Source organism: Halobacteroides halobius DSM 5150 (genome assembly GCF_000328625.1).
GTDB classification, from domain to species: Bacteria; Bacillota; Halanaerobiia; order Halobacteroidales; family Halobacteroidaceae; genus Halobacteroides; species Halobacteroides halobius.
The window spans coordinates 2341242-2365252 of record NC_019978.1; the positions used below are offsets into that span (position 1 = coordinate 2341242).

21 protein-coding genes and 1 pseudogene are annotated in these 24011 nt (G+C 33.0%); 1 reads left to right on the forward strand and 21 read right to left on the reverse strand.

The genetic code is table 11. From position 1 onward, the window contains the following. Positions 1-78: 78 nt before the first annotated feature. The 16 genes and pseudogenes from HALHA_RS11455 to HALHA_RS11530 form a co-directional block, all read right to left on the reverse strand. On the reverse strand, positions 79-2409 hold the full coding sequence (locus tag HALHA_RS11455) for a sulfurtransferase TusA family protein (protein WP_015327929.1): 2331 nt from the start codon (positions 2407-2409) through the stop codon (positions 79-81). Between the two features lie 18 nt (positions 2410-2427). Further along, positions 2428-2835, reverse strand: coding sequence for a M67 family metallopeptidase (locus HALHA_RS11460; protein WP_015327930.1), 408 nt, complete (start codon positions 2833-2835; stop codon positions 2428-2430). After that, a complete protein-coding gene (locus tag HALHA_RS11465) occupies positions 2835-3632 on the reverse strand; it encodes a HesA/MoeB/ThiF family protein (RefSeq protein ID WP_015327931.1) in 798 nt (265 codons plus the stop codon). Before HALHA_RS11465 ends, HALHA_RS11460 begins: the two co-directional genes overlap by 1 nt. Next, entirely contained in the window at positions 3625-3837 is a 213-nt protein-coding gene (thiS, locus tag HALHA_RS11470) for a sulfur carrier protein ThiS (RefSeq protein WP_015327932.1), read from the reverse strand. The genes HALHA_RS11465 and thiS overlap by 8 nt, the downstream gene beginning before the upstream one ends. A 159-nt stretch (positions 3838-3996) precedes the next feature. Beyond that, on the reverse strand, positions 3997-4920 hold the full coding sequence (gene cysK, locus HALHA_RS11475; protein WP_015327933.1) for a cysteine synthase A: 924 nt from the start codon (positions 4918-4920) through the stop codon (positions 3997-3999). Between the two features lie 74 nt (positions 4921-4994). Beyond that, entirely contained in the window at positions 4995-6242 is a 1248-nt protein-coding gene (locus HALHA_RS11480) for a TIGR00341 family protein (protein ID WP_015327934.1), read from the reverse strand. Positions 6243-6310: 68 nt separating this feature from the next. After that, positions 6311-6607 carry a YerC/YecD family TrpR-related protein gene (locus HALHA_RS11485; protein WP_015327935.1) on the reverse strand — a complete coding sequence of 99 codons (297 nt, stop codon included), beginning with the start codon at positions 6605-6607 and terminating at the stop codon, positions 6311-6313. A gap of 77 nt (positions 6608-6684) precedes the next feature. Continuing rightward, positions 6685-8346: an alpha-glucan family phosphorylase gene (glgP, locus tag HALHA_RS11490; protein ID WP_015327936.1), complete on the reverse strand. Its 1662-nt coding sequence runs from the start codon at positions 8344-8346 to the stop codon at positions 6685-6687. Between the two features lie 112 nt (positions 8347-8458). Further along, on the reverse strand, positions 8459-8692 hold the full coding sequence (locus HALHA_RS11495) for a glutaredoxin family protein (protein ID WP_015327937.1): 234 nt from the start codon (positions 8690-8692) through the stop codon (positions 8459-8461). Positions 8693-8824: 132 nt separating this feature from the next. Beyond that, positions 8825-10771, reverse strand: coding sequence for a methyl-accepting chemotaxis protein (locus HALHA_RS13170; RefSeq protein ID WP_015327938.1), 1947 nt, complete (start codon positions 10769-10771; stop codon positions 8825-8827). Between the two features lie 328 nt (positions 10772-11099). Further along, a complete protein-coding gene (locus tag HALHA_RS11505; RefSeq protein ID WP_015327939.1) occupies positions 11100-11519 on the reverse strand; it encodes a bacteriohemerythrin in 420 nt (139 codons plus the stop codon). A 253-nt stretch (positions 11520-11772) separates the two neighbouring features. Next, complete coding sequence (locus HALHA_RS11510; RefSeq protein ID WP_015327940.1) at positions 11773-12318, reverse strand: DICT sensory domain-containing protein; 546 nt, start codon at positions 12316-12318, stop codon at positions 11773-11775. Positions 12319-12370: 52 nt separating this feature from the next. Continuing rightward, positions 12371-13459 carry a 7,8-didemethyl-8-hydroxy-5-deazariboflavin synthase subunit CofH gene (gene cofH / locus HALHA_RS11515; RefSeq protein ID WP_015327941.1) on the reverse strand — a complete coding sequence of 363 codons (1089 nt, stop codon included), beginning with the start codon at positions 13457-13459 and terminating at the stop codon, positions 12371-12373. After that, a complete protein-coding gene (gene cofG / locus HALHA_RS11520) occupies positions 13428-14411 on the reverse strand; it encodes a 7,8-didemethyl-8-hydroxy-5-deazariboflavin synthase subunit CofG (RefSeq protein WP_015327942.1) in 984 nt (327 codons plus the stop codon). The genes cofH and cofG overlap by 32 nt, the downstream gene beginning before the upstream one ends. 407 nt (positions 14412-14818) lie before the next feature. Beyond that, positions 14819-17316, reverse strand: a pseudogene (locus HALHA_RS11525) (CoA-disulfide reductase). A 104-nt stretch (positions 17317-17420) separates the two neighbouring features. Continuing rightward, a complete protein-coding gene (locus HALHA_RS11530; RefSeq protein ID WP_015327944.1) occupies positions 17421-17705 on the reverse strand; it encodes an ArsR/SmtB family transcription factor in 285 nt (94 codons plus the stop codon). A gap of 180 nt (positions 17706-17885) precedes the next feature. Here HALHA_RS11530 and HALHA_RS11535 point away from each other — a divergent pair, with 180 nt between their 5' ends. Then, positions 17886-18368, forward strand: coding sequence for a cell wall hydrolase (locus tag HALHA_RS11535; protein ID WP_015327945.1), 483 nt, complete (start codon positions 17886-17888; stop codon positions 18366-18368). 55 nt (positions 18369-18423) lie between these two features. Here the strand turns inward: HALHA_RS11535 and HALHA_RS11540 are convergent, their stop codons facing one another. The 5 genes from HALHA_RS11540 to HALHA_RS11560 all read right to left on the reverse strand — a co-directional run bounded on the left by HALHA_RS11540 (position 18424) and on the right by HALHA_RS11560 (position 24003). Further along, positions 18424-19548 (reverse strand): DUF5050 domain-containing protein, encoded by a 1125-nt coding sequence (locus HALHA_RS11540; protein ID WP_015327946.1) that lies wholly within the window; start codon positions 19546-19548, stop codon positions 18424-18426. 13 nt (positions 19549-19561) lie between these two features. After that, the gene (locus tag HALHA_RS11545) at positions 19562-20458 is read right to left on the reverse strand and encodes an LPP20 family lipoprotein (RefSeq protein WP_015327947.1); all 897 of its coding nucleotides are present in this window, start codon (positions 20456-20458) and stop codon (positions 19562-19564) included. 19 nt (positions 20459-20477) lie between these two features. Next, positions 20478-21632, reverse strand: a complete 1155-nt coding sequence (locus HALHA_RS11550; protein WP_015327948.1) for a FlgO family outer membrane protein — start codon at positions 21630-21632, stop codon at positions 20478-20480. A gap of 17 nt (positions 21633-21649) precedes the next feature. Then, positions 21650-22693 (reverse strand): CsgG/HfaB family protein, encoded by a 1044-nt coding sequence (locus HALHA_RS11555; RefSeq protein ID WP_015327949.1) that lies wholly within the window; start codon positions 22691-22693, stop codon positions 21650-21652. Between the two features lie 77 nt (positions 22694-22770). Next, the gene (locus HALHA_RS11560; RefSeq protein ID WP_015327950.1) at positions 22771-24003 is read right to left on the reverse strand and encodes a hypothetical protein; all 1233 of its coding nucleotides are present in this window, start codon (positions 24001-24003) and stop codon (positions 22771-22773) included. Between the last annotated feature and the right edge of the window lie 8 nt (positions 24004-24011).

The window sequence follows — 24011 nt, forward strand, 5'->3', positions numbered from 1 at the left end:
CTTAGACGAATTTTGAGAAATTTATTTAGTGAGAAATCCTCTCTAAGCAATCTAAAAGTTAAACTATATATATCATATTTATTGCTTCTTTACCAATAAGATATAATGACCTTCCTTAGTTTGTTCTTTAGATAAAATTTCATGGCCTTCTTTAGCTAAACTCTGAGGTACATTAGCTATTGGCTCTCCTTCATCTAAATAAATCTCTAGTATATCACCTTCATCTAAAGGACTAATTGCTACTTTGGCTTTCACAAAATTCATCGGACATTCAACGCCTCTTAAGTCCGCTAATTTTTCTTCCCTATCCTCTGTAGTCTCCTTATTCTCCTCAACTTCTTCCTCTAAATCAAACTCTAATTTAGCATTTAAAGAATTATATAACTTCTCAACTCGATTAACTAATGCTGCTACCTGCTCTTGATACTGTAATAGATCATCAATATCACCTAGTTTATAATCTATAGCAGCATCTAATAATTTTACATAACTATTATCTACTAAATCACTATCGATAAACTCAGTTTCAAATTCTTTTAAAATAACCCGATCTTTATCTGTATCCACACCTCTTACAATTAATAAAGCTCGAGCAACATTAACTATTGCCTGATAAAGTTGCTCATTATCATTATCTTTAGTAGCTGCTTGATAGTGAGATTTAGCTGTATCTATATCTAACTGAATAATATCCATTACTCCAGCTCCACATTCTCCAGGCCCTCTACCTGCTAAAGAGAAGTCTTGCTCTTGGCCCCAATCTTTATAGATAGCAGGGTCTTCTTCATAGTTAGGAACACTAGTATACCTAGCAGCTAGATTAATTATTTTTTCTGCTCCACCAGCCTCTAAATACTGATTAAACTGCTCTTTATTATAATCTAAATCTTCTACCAACATTCTCGCTAAATCCTCTAAAAAGTCAGGGATCCTTTTAGCTGGAATATCAATCGTCTTATCACCATAACAGCTATTATCCTGTTCTATATTACCACCTAAGAATAATGAATAATGAGGTACTAATTTATCATTAAATCTCTTTGCTTTCCCTTCAAAACCTAACTTACCAATTAAATGTTGACCACAGACATTAGGACAACCACTGATATAAACTTGAGGTAAAACACTTTGTAATTTGTCTGGTAAAGAACTTAATTCAGCTTTAATCTGTTGGGCCAAATTAGGTGAAATACATAAACCTAATTTACAAGTAGAAGCTCCTTTACATGAAACTGGTACCGTACCCCTATTAGCGATTAATAATTCATCGTTAATATTATTAATTTGCTTGCTTAAACTTGCTACTTGATTACTTTTTACTCCTCTAATTAGTAAACCTTGTTTTAAAGTAGTTCTAAGAGTTATCTCCTCTGTAGTCAATAGATCTAATAACTCTTCTACATCTTTATAATTAAGATCACCATTAGTAGGTCTTAATTCTAAAGAATAATACCCATCTTCCGCTTCAGGATAAATATAATCAGCCTCTAGTTCTAAATCTAAGTCTTCTCCTTTAGTCCTTACTTCCTCGTAATAATTTATTTCTTCACCAGCTAAATCTTCCTCTAGTACTTCTGCTAGATATTCTTGATATTTCTTAACAAACTCTTGATCTCCTAATCTCTTTCTAACAAAACGTAATCTAGCCTGGTGCTTATTACTTCGGTCACCATAATCATCAAAGAATCGTTTAATTGCTTCTGCTACATGAAAGATTTTACCCTCAGTCACAAATTCCTCTAAAAGCAATCCAACTTCTGGTTCATTACCCATTCCACCAGCAGCATAAACTCTAAAACCTCTTGTACCATCAACCTCTTGAGCAATAAAGCCTAAGTCATTAATCGTCGCCAAAGCATTATCCTCCTGAGTAGGAGAAAAAGCAATCTTATACTTACGTGGTAAATTAAATGATGAACGAGTCTTAATCAAATATTCAGTTAAAGCTAACGCATGTGGAGTAGTATCAAATGCCTGCTGAGGATTAACACCTGCTCGAGGAGCATTTAAAATATTTCTAACAGTATTTCCACCTCCACCGCGTGGACTTAAACCAACCTCTAATAATTCAAATAAAACTTGTGGCGTATCTTCTATCTTAACTTGATGGATTTGAATATCCTGTCTAGTAGTAACATGTAGATATCCACTCCCATAATCTTTACTTAATTGATTTAAGCGCTTTAATTGCTCTTTAGTTAAGACTCCTCCCGGGATTCTAACCCGTACCATATATCTCTCTTGACCAGGCTGATAACCTCGTTGACTATAAACCCCTTTTGGTACTCTACGACTCTTAAATCTAACAGCATCAAGCTCCCCAGCCAAAAATCGTTCCACTTCTGTTTCATATTCTTTAGTATCTTCTTTAACTGTCTGAGGAATATTAAATACAGGCTGCTTGTTCATTAACTTTCACCTTCCTTTCTAAATTAATTCAATCTCTACTTCAATTACATCTTGTTGTTCTTTAATTCTAAAGGCCTTTAAAACCGGCTCTTCTCCTGCTAGTGATAAAATAAAATAAATGGCCTCTTGGTCATAAGCTAATCTCTTATCTTCCTCAGAAGGTCGCGAAGGAGTAAAGGGATGGGAATGATAATTACCAATCATTTCATAATCCTCACTCCTAATTTCTTTAACTACTTTAAATTGCTCTTTAGGATCCATAGAAAAATGCTCTGCTGAAGCATCAGTATTAGTCATCGGATATACTTCTTTAACCTCTATCTCTTCTTGACTGACACCGGCTACTAATCCACAACATTCCTGAGGAAATTCATCTTGAGCATGACCGACTAATTTTTTATATAAGCTAGTTGGTAACTTAATCATTATAAATCACAAGCTCCTTGTTCGTAGTCTATTAGTTCTGTAATCTCTGGTTCACTACTACAAATAGCACAATTATCTCTCTTCTTAAGTTGATGCTTATTAAATTCCATCTTTAAAGCATCATAGGTTAATAAGGTGTTAGTTAATAATTCACCTTTATCAAGCAAATACTTAATAGCTTCTGTAGCTTGAATAGTACCAATCACGCCCCCCATTACTCCCAATACTCCTGCTTCCTTACAAGAAGGAACAGCACCTGGCTTAGGAGGTTTAGGAAATGCACATCTATAACAAGAAGATTCACCAGGAACAATAGTCATTGTCTGGCCTGAGAATCTAATTATCCCTGCGTGAGAAAGAGGTTTGTTCTCCATTACACACGCATCATTAATTAAAAACTTAGCCGGAAAGTTATCCGTTCCATCAATTACAAAATCATAACTTCTAATTACTTCCTTAATATTTCCTGAATGTAAATAATAATCGTAAGTTTCGACATCTACATCAGGATTCATATCATTGATAGTCTCTTTAGCTGACTTAACCTTTAATTTACCTACATCTGGAGTATGATGTAAAACCTGTCGTTGTAAATTAGATAACTCTACTTGATCTGCATCTACTAAACCAATTTTGCCTATCCCAGCAGCAGCTAAAAACTGAGCAGCTGGGGTCCCTAAACCACCAGTCCCAATAATAAGAACTGAGGAGTTAAGTAACTTTTGTTGTCCTTCAACACCTACATCGCCTAAGATAATATGACGTGAGTATCTTTCTAACTGCTCTTCACTAAACAAGAGCTCCACCACCCATAAAGTATAAGAATTCTACTTCATCACCATTTGTAACTACTGTATCTTCAAAACTATCTCTAGCCAAAATTTCACCATTTAACTGAACTGAAACCATATCTGGCATATCAACATCCTGGTCTTCTAATAATTCCGTCACTGTTAATTCCTTGTTAAATTCTACCTGATTACCATTAATTTCAATCTTCATCTTTCTCCTCCTCTTAATACCTAGTATTCTTATATGTTTTATATATATTAGTTGTTACTATAAAAACTATCATATTATTTTTAGTATGTCAATAAATTTACTAGGTATTTAAATAAAAAAAAGAACAACCTCTTTAGGTTGCTCTAGGAAAATAATAGTTTATTCTTCTTTAAATAATGGTGTGCTTAAATATCTCTCTCCAGTATCAGGGGCTATTGTTACTACCCGTTTATCTGGCCCTAACTCCTTAGCTACTTTAATAGCTGCTGCTACTGCTGCTCCAGAAGAAATACCAACTAGAATGCCTTCTTCTTGGGCCAACCTCTGCGCTATCTTCATAGCTTCTTCATTCTCTATCTTAACAACCTCATCTAATAATTCAACCTCTAAAACTTCAGGAATAAATCCAGCACCAATTCCTTGGATCATATGTGGTCCTGGCTCTTCACCACTAATTACTGCTGAATCTGTTGGTTCAATTGCTATTACTTCTACCTGGTCTAACTCTTGCTTTAAAACTTCCCCAGTTCCAGTAATAGTTCCTCCAGTTCCTACTCCAGCTACGAAAGCATCTAATTGACCATCAGTAGCTTCTATAATTTCTTGGGCTGTTGTTTCTCTGTGCACCTGTGGATTTGCTTTATTATTAAATTGCTGGGGCATAAAATAATCTTCATTATTCTCTACCATTTCTTTAGCTTTATCAATTGCTCCTGGCATACCATCTTCACCCGGTGTCAATACCAATTCAGCACCATAGGCTTTTAATAATTTTCTTCTTTCAATGCTCATTGTATCGGGCATTGTCAAAATTACATTATATCCTTTAGCTATACCAACAAAAGATAATCCAATTCCTGTATTACCACTCGTAGGCTCTACAATAGTTCCACCAGGCTTTAAAACGCCTTCTTTTTCAGCTTCTTCAATCATATTTAGTGCGATTCGATCCTTAACACTCTTTCCGGGATTGAAAGATTCTAACTTGACTAATACTTCTGCTGCATCTTCTGGTACGAGTCTATTTAACTTAACCAGTGGAGTAGCACCAATTAATTCAGTAATATTATTTGCTATTTTCATCTGTATCCTCCTCACGATTAAAACATAGTAAATTGATAAGTTTTAATGACATTATTAGTGTACCAAAATATACCCTACTTGTCAAGATTACTTAAAGAAGGCTGGATAATATTGGTAGGAATTACTTCAAATATAACTCGATAATCTGCTCCTAGCCTCTCTTTAATTCTATTAGCTAACTGATCAAATAAAAATTTTCTTGTCTTAGCTGGTACATACAAAACTAAAACAGTTTTTTTAAGGTTAGGATTAGTATTAATTGAAACTAGTCTAGCCTCTAACTGATCTTTAAACTGCTCTTTATAAAGTTCCCTTATAATTTCAGTTGGTTTTTCTTTAATCATCTGTCGATAAGTAATCACTGATAAAGGAATAGTTAATATAATCACTGCTATAATCAGAAACACTAAGCTTTTCTTTATCATTTCTTGAGCTGTAGATTCATACCACCACTGTGGCTTTAAGCCCTTACTATAAAAAATAACTATAATTGCTAACAATAAACTAAACAAATTACCAAATAAGAGTAAACTTGTCCCATAAACCATTGATAAATTCCACATAGATATTCCAATTCCTAAAGCAGCCATTACTGGGATTAAAGCAGCAGCAATTACAACCCCTACTAATGGTTGGGACTTAACATCCGCAATTAAAGAGTAAGCCCCAGCTCCTCCAGCAGCAAAAGCAATTAATAAATCAGCTATAGTAGGAAACATCCTAACACGTAAAGCAGGATTAATTGATACATCAGGAATTACTGCTCCAAAAATATAGCCAATTATAATTCCAATCGCAACTACTACTATTTCAGCTCCTAATCCCTTTCTAAATAACTTCCAATTTCCTAATACAATCCCCACTGCCATAGCAGCAATCGGGCCAAAGACAGGCGCAATAATCATTGAGCCTACTATTACAGGAATATTATTAACAATTAGACCTAAGGCGGCTGCAATAGAAGCAGCAATAGCTAAAACTATAAAATTAGAATCAAGCTGAGCACTTTCCTTAGCGTAAGTAACTATTGTTTCTTTGCTAGCTCTAGATTTAGATTTCTCAACTTTCTCCTTATTACGTGGGATTACAGTATCAGGAGTAAAAATAATCAAACTCCTATCTTCATTTGTACTAAAATCAAATTGGCCCTTTAATTTATCTATTATTTTATCAGCATGTCCATATAATAAATTTATAATTAATAAGTCCCCTGTTTGTGATTGAATCAACTTATAATCTTCTATATCAACTCCTAACTCTAATAAAATCTCTACTGCCGTTCCTCCTTCTCCTGATTCAAAAGTGGCATGCACAATCTGCATAATTAACTCCTTTCTTAAGTTAATTAATCATTAGTCTACCACTTTCATCTTCAAAATATGAGAATTTTCTATTCATCTTTCTCTGCCATTCGTTCTAATATTAATTGGTAACCATCAGCTCCATAATTTAAATAACGTTTAACTCGACTAATAGTAGCAGTACTTGCCCCAGTCTTTTCAGCAATTTGATCATAAGTAGCTCCTTGCTTTAACATTCTAGCTACCTCTAATCGCTGCGCCATAGATTTAATCTCCTTGATCGTACATATATCTTCAAAGAAATCATAACACTCTTCTTTATCCTCTAGTAATAAAATAGCTTCAACTAATCGCTCAGTAACTTCATCTTTTAATCTATTATCCATACTTTCACTCCTTTTGCTTTAATACTTCTATTATAATAAAAAAAAGACCAACTTAAAAGTTGGCCTTTAACTATTGGTTATTCAGCTGGAGCATACATTAATTCATAATAATGTTCTAACATTCTCTTAGCAGAGAATTTTTCATAAGTATCATCATGACTTTCTGTCATCATCTTAACCCACTTATCCTGTTGTTCATAATAAGTCGGAAGCACTTCATCTAATAATACATCGTATAGATTCTTAAGGTCATACTCATCTAACTTCTCAACTCTTTCGTCATAAGTACCTGTAAAATCTTGAGCAGTTTTAGGCTCAGTACCAATTGCCCAACCGTTTTCACCATGACGACATGCCTCAGGCCACCAACCATCAAGAATACTTACATTTAGTACCCCATTCATAGCTGCCTTCATACCTGAAGTTCCACTTGCTTCTTTAGGTCGACGTGGGTTATTTAGCCATACATCGCAACCTCTCGTTAACATTTTACCTGTTGTCATATCATAATCTTCAATAAATACCACACTTTCTGGGTATTCTTCTGTCATTTCTACTAAACGCTCTACTATTTCTTTTCCTGTATCATCTAAAGGATGTGCCTTTCCAGAGAAGATAATTTGAATCTTACCATCTTCTAAATACTTATCAATTACTTCTGGTTTAGTAAAGATTAAATTACTTCTCTTATAAGGTGCAGCACGACGAGCAAATCCAATTAATAATTTATCTTCATCTAGTGTAACTCCATTCTGTTCCTCGACATAATCGATTAAATCCCTTTTAACATCTTGGTGACTATTCCACACTTTCTCAGTTGAACCATCTTTAAAGGCATTAACCATTCTTTCATCTACCCAAGTAGGTCGGTGAACACCATTGGTAATACCTTCAATTTGAGGGGCAGCTTTATCTACATGCTTCCACATTTCACGAGCTGTTTCTTTATGTAGCTGAGCTACACCATTGGCATTACGGGCCAACTTTAAAGCAGCTACAGTCATGTTAAATGGAGCTCCACCTAAAGCAACCATTTGTTCAGTTGTCAAATTCTGATTAGCACCCATGTATCTTAATCTATGATGGGGATGTTCTTCATTTCCTTGCTTAATTGGAGTATGAGTAGTAAAGACAATCTCTTCTTGAGTAGCTTCTACAGCTTCCTCATAACTCATACCTTCCTCTTCCATTTTCTCTCTAATCAATTCAATTCCAGCAAACACAGCATGACCTTCATTAAAGTGATAGACATCTGTTTCAATATCTAACTTCCTTAATGCCTTTACTCCACCAATACCTAAGACCATCTCTTGAGCAATTCTCTCTTCTCCAAACCAACCATATAACTGACCTGTAATCCAGCTATCTCCTCCACCATTCTCCGGAAGGTCAGTATCTAATAAATATAAATCAACATTATTAAAGCAGTCTACTTTCCAAACCTTACAGTAAACATCTCGTTGTCTAATCTTAACTTTAACCTTAATTCCAGTCTCCTTTAAGAAATCATACTCATAAATTGGATATGCATTACGTGGTCTACCATCTTTACCAATCTCTTGTTTGTGATAGCCTTGCTTCCATAAAATACCCAATCCAATAATTGATTCACCTTGATCCTTAGCTGTCTTTAAATGATCACCAGCTAAAATACCTAAACCACCAGAATAAATATTAAAATCACTCTCTAGACCATACTCCATACAGAAATAACTTACTTTTGGTTTTTTAGTAGCCATTATAAGCCTCCTTAAATTTGTTCAAACGATTGCACAGTATCAAATATACCATAGTAACTATTCATTATATATATTAGCATATTTTTCATATAATTTAAAGTCTAAATTTAAACTATCCGTAGTGTTTTTCTAAATAAGTAATAATTTCACTTGAATCATTAACTACTGTCCCATCACTATCTTGAATAACTGGCACTTTAATCTGTCCTGATAACTCTTTAATAGTTGTTCGTTTAGATTTATCTTTAGAGACTTCTATCTTTTCATACTCTAATCCTAACTGGTCTAACTTTCTTCTTACCTTAGCACAGTAGGGACATGCTTGAAATTGATATAATTTAATCATAATATACCCCTCCATTCATAACTATCTATTTCTTACTTACTTCTATTATTCCTGGTTTTTATTTATAATATTAATTTTTTTAGTGATAAAGATTAACTAGCACGGTTTGATATGATAAAGAAAAATTTATCTTTATACTTCGAATTCATCAAGCAGAGATTGTAATTCTTGTGCCATATTAGCTAATTCTTGTGAAGAATTAGTGATTTCATTAGACATATTTTCTATATTATTTGAACTTGATCTTACCTGTTCACTTTTTTCTGCTACATCTTGAGTAGCATTAGCAGTTTGTTCAATTTGAGTTGCTGTTTCATTACTCGCTTCTTTAATTCCTATAAGTACTTTTTTAGTTTCTTTTGCTACCTTCTCTCCTTTTAATGCTTTATCTTTTACTTCTTTAACAGCTTCAAGGCCATTATTAGCTTTATCTTGAGTTTCAGTAATCAAATTTGCAATTTCTTGAGTAGCTTTATTAGTTTCTTCAGCTAATTCTCTTATTTCTTCAGCAACTACTGCAAAACCTGCTCCCGCTTCATTTTTATGATCTCTATTAAAATTCTCTATAGAACTTGCTCTAGCCGCCTCAATCGATGCATTTAAAGCTAGCAAATTAGTTTGTTCAGCTATATTATTAATCATTTCGACTATTTTTCCAATTTCATTAGAGGTATTATCTAGTTCATTAATAATATTCACTGCCTGATTAGTTGATTGTTTAATTTCTCTTATACTAGTTAAAGTTTCATCTATATTTTCACTACCTATTTTAGTTTTTGAACTGGATTGTTGAGCAAAACTAGTTACTTCTTGAGTACTAGCTGATATTTCTTCTATATTAGCAGATATATCCTCTACTAATTCATTAGAGGTTTCAATTGTAGCATTTCCTTCTTCAGCAGAAGCTGATAATTCCTCACTATAAGCTGATAAATCTTCTGTTTTGTCAAAAATATCTTCAATTATCTCTTTCAATGTGCCCCTCATTTCTTCTAATTTAATTCCTAATATTCCAATTTCATCTTTTCGCTCAATATTAATTTTTTCTTTTAAATTACCATCAGTAAATTCATTAATATTATCAATCAAATTATCCAAAGGTTGATTTATATTCTTACTTATAAATAAAAATATAGCGCCTAATTGTAAAATAAAAATAATTAAGAAGAAAAAATAAGTCCAATAGACAACCCCTTTACTCTTATTTACAGTTTTCATAACCACTTCTTTCGGTTGTCCTAAAAGATAAATACCAACCTCTTCTCCATTCACACTTTTAATTTTTTGAGCAGTTATTAAATAGTCATCAGTAAGATGATAACTTTGTATTGCTTTTCTCAAATCTAGATTACTAGTTACTGCAGATAAAAATTCTTGATTGACATCTTTTTGACTCAGTGTATATCCTTTAATTTTAGCTTTATCACTTATACCCTTAGCCATATTCAAATAATCATTTTTTAAAAAATACAAGAAATCAATTTTATTAGATTTTAAAGTTCTCTTTATTGAATTAAGCCCACCTTCAAAATTAACCATTCCTACAAATTTTTCCTGATAATGTACAGGATATAATGCTTTTAACCTTAATCCCTTAGGTGATTCTTCCTTTGTAACTAGAGGCTCTTTAGAATCTTTTACCTTTTGATAAGCATCAGAATACTTTAGACTTTCACCAAAACTTTCGCTATTCCATGATTTAACAAAAGAGTTCAATTGCTTATCAATTAAATGTACTTTGATATTATTAAAACCAGTATTCTTTTTAAAAATTTGGCTATATTTCTCTAATATCTTTAGAGAATTTTTCCTATCTTTTTTAGCCATTGCTTCTTCAATAATTGGATTATTTGCTATTTGTAAAGAATTTGTCAACCACACTTTTTTCTTAGCATTAATAGAATCCTTTAATTCAGTCTTTAATTTTTTACTAGTTGTTTTTAAATTTTCTTCTTCTAAATTATTAAGTTGAAATCTTCCTACCAAGCTAGATAAACCAATGAGTATCCCACCAATTATTAATAATAACAAAAGTATTTTCTTCTTAATATTCATATCTCTAAGTTTACTTAAATTCATTAGTTCTCCTCCTAATATATTAAAATTTATTATCATTACTAATAACTACTATTTTAATGCAAACATAATAGTTTATTACTACCTTTCCAATTTAAAAATTATATTTCATCATTTTTAAATAAAATAATATAATACCATTTTATGATATTGTATGTTATTTTTCAAACTTATTAAATATATATATAGGAGAATAGTAAATTTTACAAAGTAATAATTTTATTTTAATCATTAACACAACATAACTTTTTCGGGTAAAAGAGTTAGAGTTAAATCATTATAGGCAGAGGAGACAATATTGCCTCCTCTTTTAAAAATTACCAATTAGTCTCTATAAATGATTTGCAATTTTTTTATCTTCTTTAGCTATGTGATTAACAAACCAGTTCGTGATTTTATCTTTTAACTGATGCACTAATTCGATATTAATTTCATCAGTTTGCAAAAACTCATATTTAATCTGCTGCACTTCCTTAATAAACTTTTGATGTCTCTGTTTATGCTCTTCATAATAAGAATATTCCTTCTCCTGCAGCAATTGCTCTTCATCACTAAAATGAGTTTTAAAATAATCGGTTAAAAAATAAAATACTTCAGCAATCTTCTCTCTATTAATTTCAGAATCTCTCTCTTTTTTTAATAATTGAGTACAAGCTGTAACAAACTTATCTCTTTCTTCAAAAAAAGCTCGATGCTGTTGGTCAATTTTTTTAATTCCTAGTTCTAAACCTTGATTCCAATTTACTGTCATTATGATCACCTCTCTTATTTATTCATGATAGTTAAGTGATTATAAGGAATCCCCATATTTTCTTGGTCAAATTCTTCTAAGTCATTAAAATCAGACTGCTGAGTACCTGGTTTTAGATTATCTAACTTTTGTTCTAAATTTTCCTTAAAACCCCGATGCTAATATTAGCATCGGGGTTTCTATAAATTCTTTCCTAAAAAAGATCTAACTTCTGGATAGATTATATTCTATCTACCATACTCCTTATATTTTTTTAATAAGAATCAATCACATCTTCTAATAAATCAATAGCCTTTTTAATTACACGCGGATTATTACTCTTAGCACCCTTAAAGTTCCTCAATTTTTCATCTTCATAAACCCCAAAACCATCTAAATCATAAGCTACCATCATTGACTTAGCTAAGGGCTGGTCAATAACTAAAAACCATTCTCTTGTCAACTCATGTCCTTCTGGCAAGTAGATAAAATCAATATTTGGATGCGCCTTCAAAGTAGCATCATCTTCACCAAATAAATAAATTTGATCTACTGTATCAGCTAAATCAAAATAACGATCCCAGATATCTTCTGCTCGAGAAACCTTTTGAAAACCAGCATAAACAGTCGTGCCTTCAGCTTCATCCTTTGTCAATAACACACTCTCCATAATATAGCACATCTGCTCTAGTTTGGGAATTTCAGTCTCATACTTTAAAGAACGGGATTTTAATTTGCTATTACTAACCTCACCAGTTAAATCTTCTACTGGACCTTCCAACTCATCAAAAATTTCTTGATACAGAGAAACTTCCTTCATTAACAAGCACCTCCATTTAAAATATTAATCTATTTTAATTGTAATAATTAACTTATACTAACTCATACAACGTTGTTCGCTGTTGAGGAATATAGCCCATGTCAGAAATCAAATTAACTATTCTCTTGGGAGGTAAATAGCCTCTAGTTTCTTTTCCAGCTGCCTTAGAAATATTTTCATTAAATAGAGTACCTCCTAAATCATTAGCTCCAGCAGTCAGCATAAGTTGGGCCAACTTTGTTCCATACTTAACCCAAGAAGCCTGCAAGTTAGGAATATTATCTAAAAATAACCGAGAGACAGCTATCATTAACAGATCTTCTCGACCAGTAGCAGCTTGGGTAACTTTTTCTGTTTGCCCTAAGGGAGTCTTTTGATAAACAAAAGATAGAGGTATAAACTCAGTAAAACCACCAGTTTGATCTTGAATATCTCGAATAATTTTTAAATGTTTAACTCGTTGTTCCATTGTTTCTAGGTGACCGTATAAAATAGTGGCGGTTGATTTCAACCCTACTTTATGAGCTGCTTTAATAGCTTCAGTCCACTTAGAAGCAGAAATTTTATCTGGACAAATTTTATTTCTTACCTCAGGAACTAAAATTTCAGCTGCTGTTCCAGGAATAGAATCAAGCCCTGCTTCCTTTAAACACTGATACCCTTCCTTAAAATTCAATTCACTATTTCGCAACCCATGATTTAATTCAGCTGGAGTAATACCATGCAGATGAATTTCTGGTAATCGCCTTTTAATTTTTTCTATAATTTCTAAATAAGTAGTTATGTTAAAATCAGGATGTAAACCACTAACTAAACAGATTTCAGTAATATCATGTTCTGCTACTTTGGCTAAGTGCTGGTCTAATTCTTGCTCACTAAGCTGATAACTAGATTGATGATCAATCTTTCGACTAAAACCACAAAATTTACAATCATTAACACATACATTGGTCAAATTCAAATTATAATTAATTACATAAGTTATTTTATCATTAACTACTTGTTGCTTATGTTTCTCAGCTGCTTTGAGTACTGGATAAATATCAACACCTTGGACAGTTAATAACTCTGTTGCTTCCTTAACTGTCAGTCTTGAACCTTCCCTAGCTTTAGTTAAAATTCTTTTCTGTTCTGTATTCATCTAGCCATCCCTCACTTTGTAAACAATTCCAAACTGGTTCTTTTAGCCATTCAGTAGTTAAATACTGTGAATAAACTGGCAATCGCTCTTGAAATTTAATTTCTGGAAATCTGGTTTGTAATCTTTCAATAGCTGGCCATTTATGTTCTGGATTAATATAATCAATAGTTAAAGGAGAAATCCCTCCAATATCATCTATAAAATAAGATATAACTTGATTTAGATCCACTAAATTAGGTGGTACTTGTAGAGCAACTTCTTCTGGCAAAATCTTTCGAGCCAACTCTAAAGTATCAATCAAAACTCTTATTGATGGAGTAGTAATTTCAGTATCTATTGGTGGGTCAACTGGCTGAAGAATTATTTCCTGTAGGTGGCCATAAGTTGTCTGTAACTTTTTTAACTCAATTAAACTATCAATTCTATCCTGCCTACTTTCACCAATACCCAATAATAATCCAGAAGTAAATGGAATTTTAAGTTGACCAGCTGTAGATATTAATTTCTTCCTAAATACTGGTTTCTTAGTAGGAGATTGAGTATGGGCATTAACATCAGCAGTTGTTTCTAACATTAATCCCAAACTGGCATTATAGCGAGCTAACTTCTGCAATTTTTCTTTAGAGATTACTCCCAAATTAGAATGAGGTAATAAACCTATCTCTAAAGCTTGCTGACAAGCAGCCACTAACAAATCAAATAAAGATTTAAATCCTGTTTCTAACTTTAATTTTTCCTTAAATCCAGCTACTTTTCTTGGTTTGCTTCCGCAAGTAAATAATACTTCTTTGCAACCAGCCTGTTTAGCTTGCTTTAAAGTAGCTTTTATCTGGGCCAAGGAAGTGATATTAGCTTTAGACAGAGGTTTCTTGAACTGACAGTAATTACAATTATTATAACAAGCATTGGTTAGTGGAATAAATATATTTTTAGAATAAGTTACAGTTTTCATTTGGCCTCCCTAATCATTAATGATTACTAATATTATCAGATTTCTGTACTATTTATTTTCTTAATTCTTTCATCCTACTAATCATATTATTAAAATCAATAACTATTATTAGTAATAATTATATCATGCAATTATTGCTAAGTAAACACTTCTCTATACTTTGATAACGTCAATTTTTTATAGATTAATACTTAAAATTATTTTATCAATAATAATAACTACAATAATAACTACGATTAATAATCTTTTGACATAAACTATTTTTCTTTTTATATGTAACATAAGGACCAATAATTACCTCAAAAATTGATTGTAGCAAATTTTAATTATTAATTCAATAATTAACTTTATTTGCTATTTAGACAAAATAATAAGCCCCTCAGCAAAATGCTAAGGGGCTTATTATACTAAATAAATAAGCTCATATTTGATTGGTCAGCAGAGTTTAAGAAAGTAGCTACTCCACCAACTTCAACTCCATCAATTAATTCTTCTTTTTGAATACCTAGCATATCCATCGTCATCTGGCAAGCAACTAATCTAACTCCATTCTCTTGAGCTTGCTTCATTAATGATTCTAAAGAATCCACTCCTTTATTCTCCATTACATTTCTAATCATCTTAGGGCCCATGCCAAACATATTCATATTTGATAGTGGTAACTCTTTACTACCTTGGGGCATCATCTTGCCAAACATCTGATCCATAAGTCCCTTATCTACATCTATATCTTGATTCTTCCGTAAGACATTAAGCCCCCAGAAAGTAAAGAATAAGGTAACATCTTTACCCATTGAAGCTGCACCATTAGCTATGATAAAGGAAGCTATTGCTTTATCTAAACTACCTTCAAAGACAACCATTGTAGCACCATTTTTAGCTGGAGCACTTTGATTATTTCCTAAAGGTTGATCAGATTGACCTTTTTTAATCTCAGCTGTGAATTCACTCCCTTGATTACCCGTAGTTAATAAAGTATTACCTGTGCTTTGACACCAGGCCTTAATATCAGCTGTAAACCCTGGATCAGTAGCTACAACTTCTAAAATATCTCCATCATTAAGCTCTTGTAGCTTTTTAGAGACCTGCATGATTGGCCCTGGACACTGTAATCCACAGGCATCAAGCTTAACTCTTTCTCCTTCACTAGTAGCCATTTCTATTTCCTCCTCTGCTTGTTGTCCTTCTTCGGGGTTAGAAATACTAGCTAATTTATCCTGATTTGGTGTTGTAGAATCATCAACTACCTCATTTTGGTCCTTTTGAACTGCACTATATAGCTTATATCCACCAGCTAAGTTTTTAACATTATTAAATCCATTTTGTAACAAGATTCTAGTTGCAATATAACCTCTTAATCCAACAGCACAATAAACTACTATTTCTTTATCTGAATCCAATTCATCTAATCTATCTCGCAACTGATTTAACGGAATATTTACTGAATTATCTATCTTACCTAACTGTACTTCTATTTCTTCTCTAACATCTAAAATAATCGTCTCAGAATCTAAATCGGCAATTTCATGCCATTGAATAACATCCATCTTACCAGTTAAAATATTACCTGCTGTAAATCCAGCCATATTAACAGGATCTTTAGCTGAACCAAATGGTGGTGCATAAGCTAAATCTATATCTTGTAGATCAAAAACTGTCTTTTCAAATCTAATTGCTGTAGCTAAAACATCAATTCGTTTATCTACTCCATCATATCCTATAGCCTGAGCTCCTAATAGCTTCCCGTCTTTAGGAGTGAAAAGAATCTTAAGCATTAATGGTACTGCACCAGGATAATAACCAGCGTGATTTTTCTTATTAATATAAGAAACCTGATAATCAATACCTGCTGCTTGAAGTTGCTTTTCATTATTTCCAGTAGCTCCTACTTCTAAATCGAAGACTTTGGCTATAGCAGTTCCTTGACTACCTTTAAATTTCTCCTTGTCTCCCACTAAATTATTAGCTACAATCCGACCTTGTTTATTAGCAGGTCCTGCTAGTGGAATATGGGCTGGTTGCCCAGTGATTACATCAGTTACTTCAATAGCATCACCAATTGCATAGATCTTCTCATCAGAAGTTTGTAAATAATCATTAACCTTAATTGCTCTTGTTTGGCCAATCTCTAACCCTGCTTCTTCAGCCAATTTAGTATTAGGGCTAACTCCTGCTGACATAATAACTAAATCAGTTGTTAATTCAGTTCCATCCTGTAACTCAACTTTCTTTCTTTTATCTTGGTCTGCAAAGCCAGCTACTCCATTATCTAAATATAACTCAATCCCTTTCATCCGGAGATGATTATGAACTTGAGCTGCCATTTCTCTATCAATTGGCCCTAGAACTTGAGGCGCCATCTCTACAACTGAAACATCAAGCCCCCGCTCATGTAAGTTCTCTGCCATTTCAACCCCAATATATCCTGCTCCCACTACTACAGCATGTTGTGGATTGTTATTATCAACAAATCCTTTAATTTGATCAGTATCAGGAATATTACGTAAAGTAAAGATCTTCTCTCCATCCATACCAGGAAGAGGTGGCTTAATTGGATCAGCCCCTGGAGATAATACGACATAGTCATAACTTTCACGATAAGTCTCATTAGAGTTTAAATCTTTTATCTCTAATTCTTCTGCCTCACGATCAATCTTAAGCACTTCATTTTTAACTCTCACATCAATATCAAATCTAGCCTTCATTGCCTCAGGAGTTTGAACTAATAATTTCTCTCGCTCCTCAATTACCTCACCAATATGATAAGGTAATCCACAATTAGCAAAAGAAATATGTGCTCCCTTTTCAAAAATGACAATCTCTGCTTCTTCATCCATTCGAGTAACCTAGCAGCAGTACTAGCTCCACCTGCTACACCACCAACAATCAAAATCTTATTACCCATAATCAATCCTCCTTTAAATATTGTTATATATTAATAAACAAATATATGATCTAAAACAAAACAGTTACTTGTTCAAATAAATTTATTTTTAGCAGTGCTTTATATTAAAATAATGTCCTGATAATCTTTTTGGCATCTTCATTAACTACATAATAATTGACTTCAACTCCATTCCTATTCCCTTCTAAAATATTAAGATTCCTTAATTTAGCTAAATGTTGGGATAGAGTTGATTGAGGAATATCAATACAATATTGCATTTTAGATACATTACATCCTTCTTCCTCCATTAATCCCTTAACAATACATAGTCTAATTGGATGGGATAATGCTTTTAAAATTTCAGCCTTCTCCTCTAACTCTGCCATTTCATTTGTGATATTCTCCACTTGAATTACCTCCAAAGAAGATTATATTTATATAATACGATATTGAAAGACAAATGTCAACCACCTAGATTAAAAACTTTCAAATTTAATTGTATAGAAATTGAATTATAAGCAAATTATAAAAATACATCAGGGAGCTTTAGTTTAACTTCCTGAAATAGTCTATAAAAGAGGGATAGTATGAAAAAAGGGATTACTTTTATACTAATTTTACTATTGATTAGTATGGGAACCTTTGTCTATTATATTCAATCTGATAGTAATATAGAGAATACTGAAGCTTATACCCCTTGGTGGTTTTGGACCTTGGCCCCTAAAGTAAGACTAATGGCTAGAACAGTATCAGCAGAAGCTAGAGGAGAACCCTTTGTGGGCCAAGTGGCAGTTGCAGCAGTAATCATGAACCGCGTTGATAGTCCCAAATTCCCCGATACAATAGGAGGGGTTATCTATCAACCATGGGCTTTTACAGCAGTCATGTACGGACATATTTGGAATCATGCACCAAGCTATAAAACTATTCGGGCTACACTAGCTGCCTATAGAGGTTGGGATCCTACTTATGGTTCACTTTATTACTATAATCCAGCCGGAGTTACCTCAATGTGGATTTACTCTAGAGATGTAGTAAGAAGAATTGGTAAACATATCTTTGCTTATTAATTAAACAGGCCAACTTAAAAGTTGGCCTATCAACCTATACCTCCAGTGTTATAGGCTACTTTTCTTCTTTCCATTCAGGGTTAAGATAATTTATATCTTCAGCTACTAAAACATCCCTTTGGTTATTACTAGTGTATAGCTTTAAATCTTTACTATCTTCTCCATCTGTAACATAAAGAATTAATCTTTCTTTAGTATCCCACAGAGCATAATCATAAATTCTCTCTCTAGTTTTAAATAATGATTGCAAACCACTTCCATTAGGATTAATCTGCTTGATAACTGTTTTTCCAGTGCTTGATGTAGTAAACAAAATCTTATCTTCTTTGTAAGACCAAGTTGGATGCTGATCTACTCCTAGGCCTTTATTTAATAATAACTTTCTATCTCCTGTGATCTTCATTAAATGGAGTTGTCTCTTACCAGTTGTTGCAGAGATATAAGCAATTTGTGCTCTTTTAGCAGAATAAGCAGCTTGCCCATCATAATGATTATTATCTGTCAGTCGTCTTAAAAAGCTACCAGCTAAATTAGTCAAATACAAATCATAATCACCATCACGATTAGAGGCAAATAATATACTATTGTCACCAACCCAAATTGGAGTTTGCTTGTTCGTAGTAGTATAAGTAATTTGCTTTAAGTTAGAGCCACCTGCATCCATAGTATAAATATTAGAGTTTCCAGCTCGATTAGATAAAAAGACAACCTTCCTTTTATTAGCAGACCAATCTGGTGCCCAATCATCTCCTTTATCATCTGTTAGCTTAGTTACTTGATTACCATAAATATCAGTCAGATAAATACTTTTAGAATCACTTTGGTCACTAACAAAGAAAAATTTAGTCTCCCTTCTACTCTCTAATCCAATCTTAACCTTCTTATCTCCTGCTTGTAAAGTCAGTGGTTGAGCATAGACTCTATACCCTGGTGCACTAACCTTAAGCATTCTATCTTTAACTGATAAATCATCTACTACGGGAATATTTTTAACTATAAAGTAACCATGGGCATTAGTCTCTACTAGTCGATTTCCGACCTCAACTTGAACCCCAGCTAGAGCTTGACCAGTAAACCTATCAGTTACCTGACCTCTTAAATTCATATATTCAGTCTTACATCCTACTACACTTAAAGTCAATATTAATAATAAACTAGTTAGTAATAACTTCTTTTTCATCTAACTCTCCCCCTTAATTTAAAACAATAATTACTTTACAATTAGCAAAGATATTATTAGTTCTTCCTACTTGCTTAACCCGATTAGCTTGTTTATTAGATAGCACTATATCTGTTTTATAGCTACCTTTTATTTGCTTAGCATTAATAATCAGTGGATTATTTCCTGCTCTTGGGTTAACCTTGGCCCCGGCTAAACTTCTACTGTATTTTACAATCCCCTTAGTAACTACTCCATTTGAATTAACAATACTCATCCCATAAATTATATTTCCACTAGCACTATAGATCTTAGGAACTAAGGCAGGCTCAACATCTAAGCCTATAGTATTAATAATAATCCCTGTATAATCCTGGGCTACACTAGTAGTTGAATTATTACCTCCTGGATCATTAGACGGATTAAGACTAAATTGCCGACTCTGTTTAGCTTGCTTAATTTCTTCTTTTAGCTTAGGAAAAATGGCCTTCACAATACCATTTTGACCATAAAATTTAACCTCCATTACTACCTTATAGACTCCCTGGGCTGGACTCTCTTCCTGTATAATCTTGGCCCCTTTAATCATACCAGATAGTCTCTTCTTAACTATATCAGATTGAATTTGAGCATTCTTAACTGTTTGAGTAGCATTAACTTGAACTCCTTTAATAGTTTCTAATAAATGTCGTTGGGCCAAGGTAATAGCAGCTTCTCTAGCCATTATTTTAGCTTGGGCATCATTATTGATATAGTCAGGAGCTATACCATAACCAGTGGCTTTAACTACTGATTGCTCCCAATCAATTTTATTTTTTTGTTCTTGGTTACTCAAAAAATTATTTGCCGCACTAGCTTTAGTTCCTACACCTAAAATCATACTTACTATTAATAAAGCTGCTACAACATAAACGGTTAGCTTCCTTAACATTAATACCACCTCTTAAAATTTATTTGATCTTTATGACTAACTTTGTGGCTGACATACTCCTAATTTTAAAAGCAAAGTTAACTCTTTCTTTTAACTCAATAGCCAAATTTAAAATCTTAGCAGTAGTCTCCAAATCAAGATCAAAAGTTGCTAAACCACTTCCATAATCTCTAAAATAAGAATCTTTAACTCCAGATAAAGTAGGTAGGGCATTTCTTAATTGATTTAATTGACTTAAAGATTTAACCCCTGCAATCCTTATCTTAATTGTCTTCTCCCCTTGGATTAAATCCTTACTTATTTTTTCAATAAGATTATCTGCTAAATTACTACTAGCTGTTACTAATGCTTTCTTAGCAGCACTCTCCTTATTAATCCCAGCCCCTTGACCATTACTATTTACTGCTGCAATTACTTGGGCAGTAGCAGTATTGATTACTCTAGCATTTATTTGAGCATTATAACTTTTTAAACTAGATGCAACACTATCACTAAACATATCATCTAAGTCAACATAACTAGCTCTTGCATCCCCTACTACAATAAAATCAGCATTTAATTTAGACCCTAATTTCGTAGCTAATTGAAAATCACCCTGCAAAATTGATCGGCGTTGTTCTCTAGTAATAATTTTATTAATCATATACCTATCTATTACTTGATAACCTGAACTAACAAATTGATCCATTAATTCAGTTTCTACAATTGAGGAAGATAAATTAAGATAATATCCTTCTTTTAGTTGGGAAATTAAGATCATTATCCTAGGATTACCAATACGTTTAATATTCATCTTAAGGGCTTCTACATCTGCACTTAAATCCTTAACCCCTACCTTTACTCTTAGTCTAACTTGATATAAACTACCACTAAGTTCCTTATGCAAAACTTTATAACCTGTTACATAACCTTGACTATTCTTTAAAATTTCATCTTTAATTAATTTAGCATTCCGAACTTTAGTAGTAGCACTAATAAAAGTTCCTGCCACCTGTTCTACTGCTCTTCTTAGAGCGTTATTTATAGCCTGCTCTTTAACTTGAACTAAGTTGCCAGCAGTAACAGATGCCATTCCTTCTACCTCTACCACTTGACTATCACTAGCATTAATTACTGGTCCTATACTTATCAATAATAATAAGCTGACTAGAAATACTAATTTTTTATTTACCATTAGAATCCTCCCTCTTTTTAAAGCTGATAACGATTATAAACTTCTTGAGCAAACACATCAACAGCTTTAAGCAAAGCCTCATCAATTAACTCTTCATCTGAAGGAATAATAACAGATTCACCTTCATAATAACTAGTACTATAATTTACTTTCTTCTCAACTTTTTTACTTAAAACTACTGCAGCATTGCTTACATCTAATAATTTAAAATAAAGGTGGACATAAGCTGACTTTTGTATTTCATACCTTCTCTTCTTAGAGTCTGAATAATAAACTTCAACATACTGACTTACTTTATTTTCTGATACCTGTCCACTAATCACTTCCCCTACTACTAGATAGTCAACCCCTAAAATATTGCCTATCTCTTGTGAGCTAGCAGGACTTAATAAACCAGTAGCACCTAATCTTTGTTCTTTAATTATTTGATTTAATTGTTCACGTTCAATTACTTCAATAAACTTAGGATCCTTACTTAATAATTGAGCAGTAAATAGGCTAGTAGCTTTATTTCCTAACTCATAATTATATGAATTATCCTCAAATTGTATGATTGCTATGCGCTTTAATTTTAACTTGCGTAATTTTTGATAGGCTCGCTGGTATTTATAGGTAGTATCTAGATAATCTCCAAAGCGTTTTACTTGTTTAAATTCTTGGTAGGCTAATTGCCACTTTTCTTCGCTTAAATACTTACTTCCTAATTGATAATGCTTCTGTTGGTAGTTATTCTTAGCTTTATATAATAATTTTTCTGTTTTTATAGTACTTCTTATCTCAGAAGCTTCTTTTAAATTATCAATAGCTAATCCATAATCTCCCGCTTGAAAATACATCTGACCGCGCTCTAAATAATAAGTATATTGTTGTTGCTGATAATCATTCACCCAATTAATAATCCCCCAAACTCCTAATACTACTAATCCACCAAGACCTATATTCTTTAAAACTTGGTTATCAGTGGCTCTGCCTTTAGCTTCTACATAACCACTTCCGATAAATGTGACTAACATAAAGAATACTAATAAAGTCGAAATTAATTTACTACTCCCCTTTAACATAACTTCTACCCCTTTCTTATCCAAATAATCTACGAATTAAGACTATAAAGACAGGAAGAAAACTTCCTGTCTTTTGCTTAAAATTCTATTTTAAATGTTAGACCAGATCTTAAATCCTTAGTCTGATTAAATAATCCTGTTAGATCAGAAACACCTAAATCTGCCTGTAACGGGCCAAGGTATAACCCTAAACCAGCTGACCAATCAAAGTCATTCTCTAAAGTAGAATAATTAAGTCCTGTCCGTAAGGGTAAGAAACTAAGCCACGTTAATTGAGTAGCTGCTGCTATCTGATGATCTTGATAACTTTCTTCTCCCGTATAATAAGTAGTATATGAATAGTCAGTAAAGAAAGTGATATCTTCACTATAACTCATCTGACCTCCTACCCGATAAGTAGCTGGCAAGCGCCATTTTAAATCTTGGGTAGATCTTCCTTCTTCTGTCTTTTGTAAGGTCTTATCTGTAGTTTGGCTATCATAATTATACTTATACTTAATATAACGAGTACTATCGGCTGTCATAGCTCCTATATTCATCACACTAAATCCAACAGTATAAGTATCATTTAACCGAGCATAAGTTCCAAAATCAAGCGCAGACCCCATTGCCATATCAGATGCAGTCTCCATCGGATTATACTTAACAGTAAATTGACCATTACTTGTAGCCTTTGGCCCACCATCAGCAGCATAATCAACCTTTAAATCACCCGTACCTGTAACCTTAAAGATTGTTCCTGCTAGTTGATGATAGGTAAAGCCAATATATAAATCCTCTACATCCCAGATATCTTCTGGACCTGTAACGGAAAGATTAACTGCCCCATCAGCATAAATTGCCCCACTACCAGTTGAATCATCAAACTGATAAGTTTTACCAATTTTATTTCCTTGCAGTACTAATCTAGCTATATCAGGATTAAATCTAACTACTCCCTCTGCTTTAAGGTCTAAACTGGTAGCTACAGGGCCAATAATCAACTTAGCACCATTTCTACCTGTCACTCCAACGAAAAAACCTTCACCTTTGATACTAGATAATAAATCCTTTTTTTCTGCTGAGCTAATATAATCATTCTTCAATAAGTTATTCCAGATTTTCATATCTGTACCTAACTCTAAAGTAAATACATCTGCATTAGCATTAACTGCCGCTGGATTGCCATATAAAGCATCTGCTCCTGTAACAGTTACAAAATTATCACCTAAACCAATCATTTTAGCCGAAGAATTAGCTAAAGTAATAGACGTCACCGCTATAAGTAAGACCATCACCACAACTAAACTAATAAATTTATTCTTTAACATTAGTAGTC

Excerpts from the sequence above, each read along its gene's own strand:
- HALHA_RS11460 (WP_015327930.1), bottom strand. The coding sequence starts at position 2,835 with ATGATTAAGTTACCAACTAGCTTATATAAAAAATTAGTCGGTCATGCT.
- HALHA_RS11510 (WP_015327940.1), bottom strand. The coding sequence starts at position 12,318 with ATGAAGGAAGTTTCTCTGTATCAAGAAATTTTTGATGAGTTGGAAGGT.
- HALHA_RS11560 (WP_015327950.1), bottom strand. The coding sequence starts at position 24,003 with ATGTTAAAGAATAAATTTATTAGTTTAGTTGTGGTGATGGTCTTACTT.
- HALHA_RS11455 (WP_015327929.1), bottom strand. The coding sequence starts at position 2,409 with ATGAACAAGCAGCCTGTATTTAATATTCCTCAGACAGTTAAAGAAGAT.
- glgP (WP_015327936.1), bottom strand. The coding sequence starts at position 8,346 with ATGGCTACTAAAAAACCAAAAGTAAGTTATTTCTGTATGGAGTATGGT.
- cofG (WP_015327942.1), bottom strand. The coding sequence starts at position 14,411 with ATGAAAACTGTAACTTATTCTAAAAATATATTTATTCCACTAACCAAT.
- HALHA_RS11545 (WP_015327947.1), bottom strand. The coding sequence starts at position 20,458 with ATGTTAAGGAAGCTAACCGTTTATGTTGTAGCAGCTTTATTAATAGTA.
- HALHA_RS11540 (WP_015327946.1), bottom strand. The coding sequence starts at position 19,548 with ATGAAAAAGAAGTTATTACTAACTAGTTTATTATTAATATTGACTTTA.
- HALHA_RS11495 (WP_015327937.1), bottom strand. The coding sequence starts at position 8,692 with ATGATTAAATTATATCAATTTCAAGCATGTCCCTACTGTGCTAAGGTA.
- HALHA_RS11480 (WP_015327934.1), bottom strand. The coding sequence starts at position 6,242 with ATGCAGATTGTGCATGCCACTTTTGAATCAGGAGAAGGAGGAACGGCA.
- cofH (WP_015327941.1), bottom strand. The coding sequence starts at position 13,459 with ATGAATACAGAACAGAAAAGAATTTTAACTAAAGCTAGGGAAGGTTCA.
- HALHA_RS11505 (WP_015327939.1), bottom strand. The coding sequence starts at position 11,519 with ATGACAGTAAATTGGAATCAAGGTTTAGAACTAGGAATTAAAAAAATT.
- HALHA_RS11555 (WP_015327949.1), bottom strand. The coding sequence starts at position 22,693 with ATGTTAAAGGGGAGTAGTAAATTAATTTCGACTTTATTAGTATTCTTT.
- cysK (WP_015327933.1), bottom strand. The coding sequence starts at position 4,920 with ATGAAAATAGCAAATAATATTACTGAATTAATTGGTGCTACTCCACTG.
- HALHA_RS11485 (WP_015327935.1), bottom strand. The coding sequence starts at position 6,607 with ATGGATAATAGATTAAAAGATGAAGTTACTGAGCGATTAGTTGAAGCT.
- HALHA_RS13170 (WP_015327938.1), bottom strand. The coding sequence starts at position 10,771 with ATGAATTTAAGTAAACTTAGAGATATGAATATTAAGAAGAAAATACTT.
- HALHA_RS11550 (WP_015327948.1), bottom strand. The coding sequence starts at position 21,632 with ATGGTAAATAAAAAATTAGTATTTCTAGTCAGCTTATTATTATTGATA.
- thiS (WP_015327932.1), bottom strand. The coding sequence starts at position 3,837 with ATGAAGATTGAAATTAATGGTAATCAGGTAGAATTTAACAAGGAATTA.
- HALHA_RS11535 (WP_015327945.1), top strand. The coding sequence starts at position 17,886 with ATGAAAAAAGGGATTACTTTTATACTAATTTTACTATTGATTAGTATG.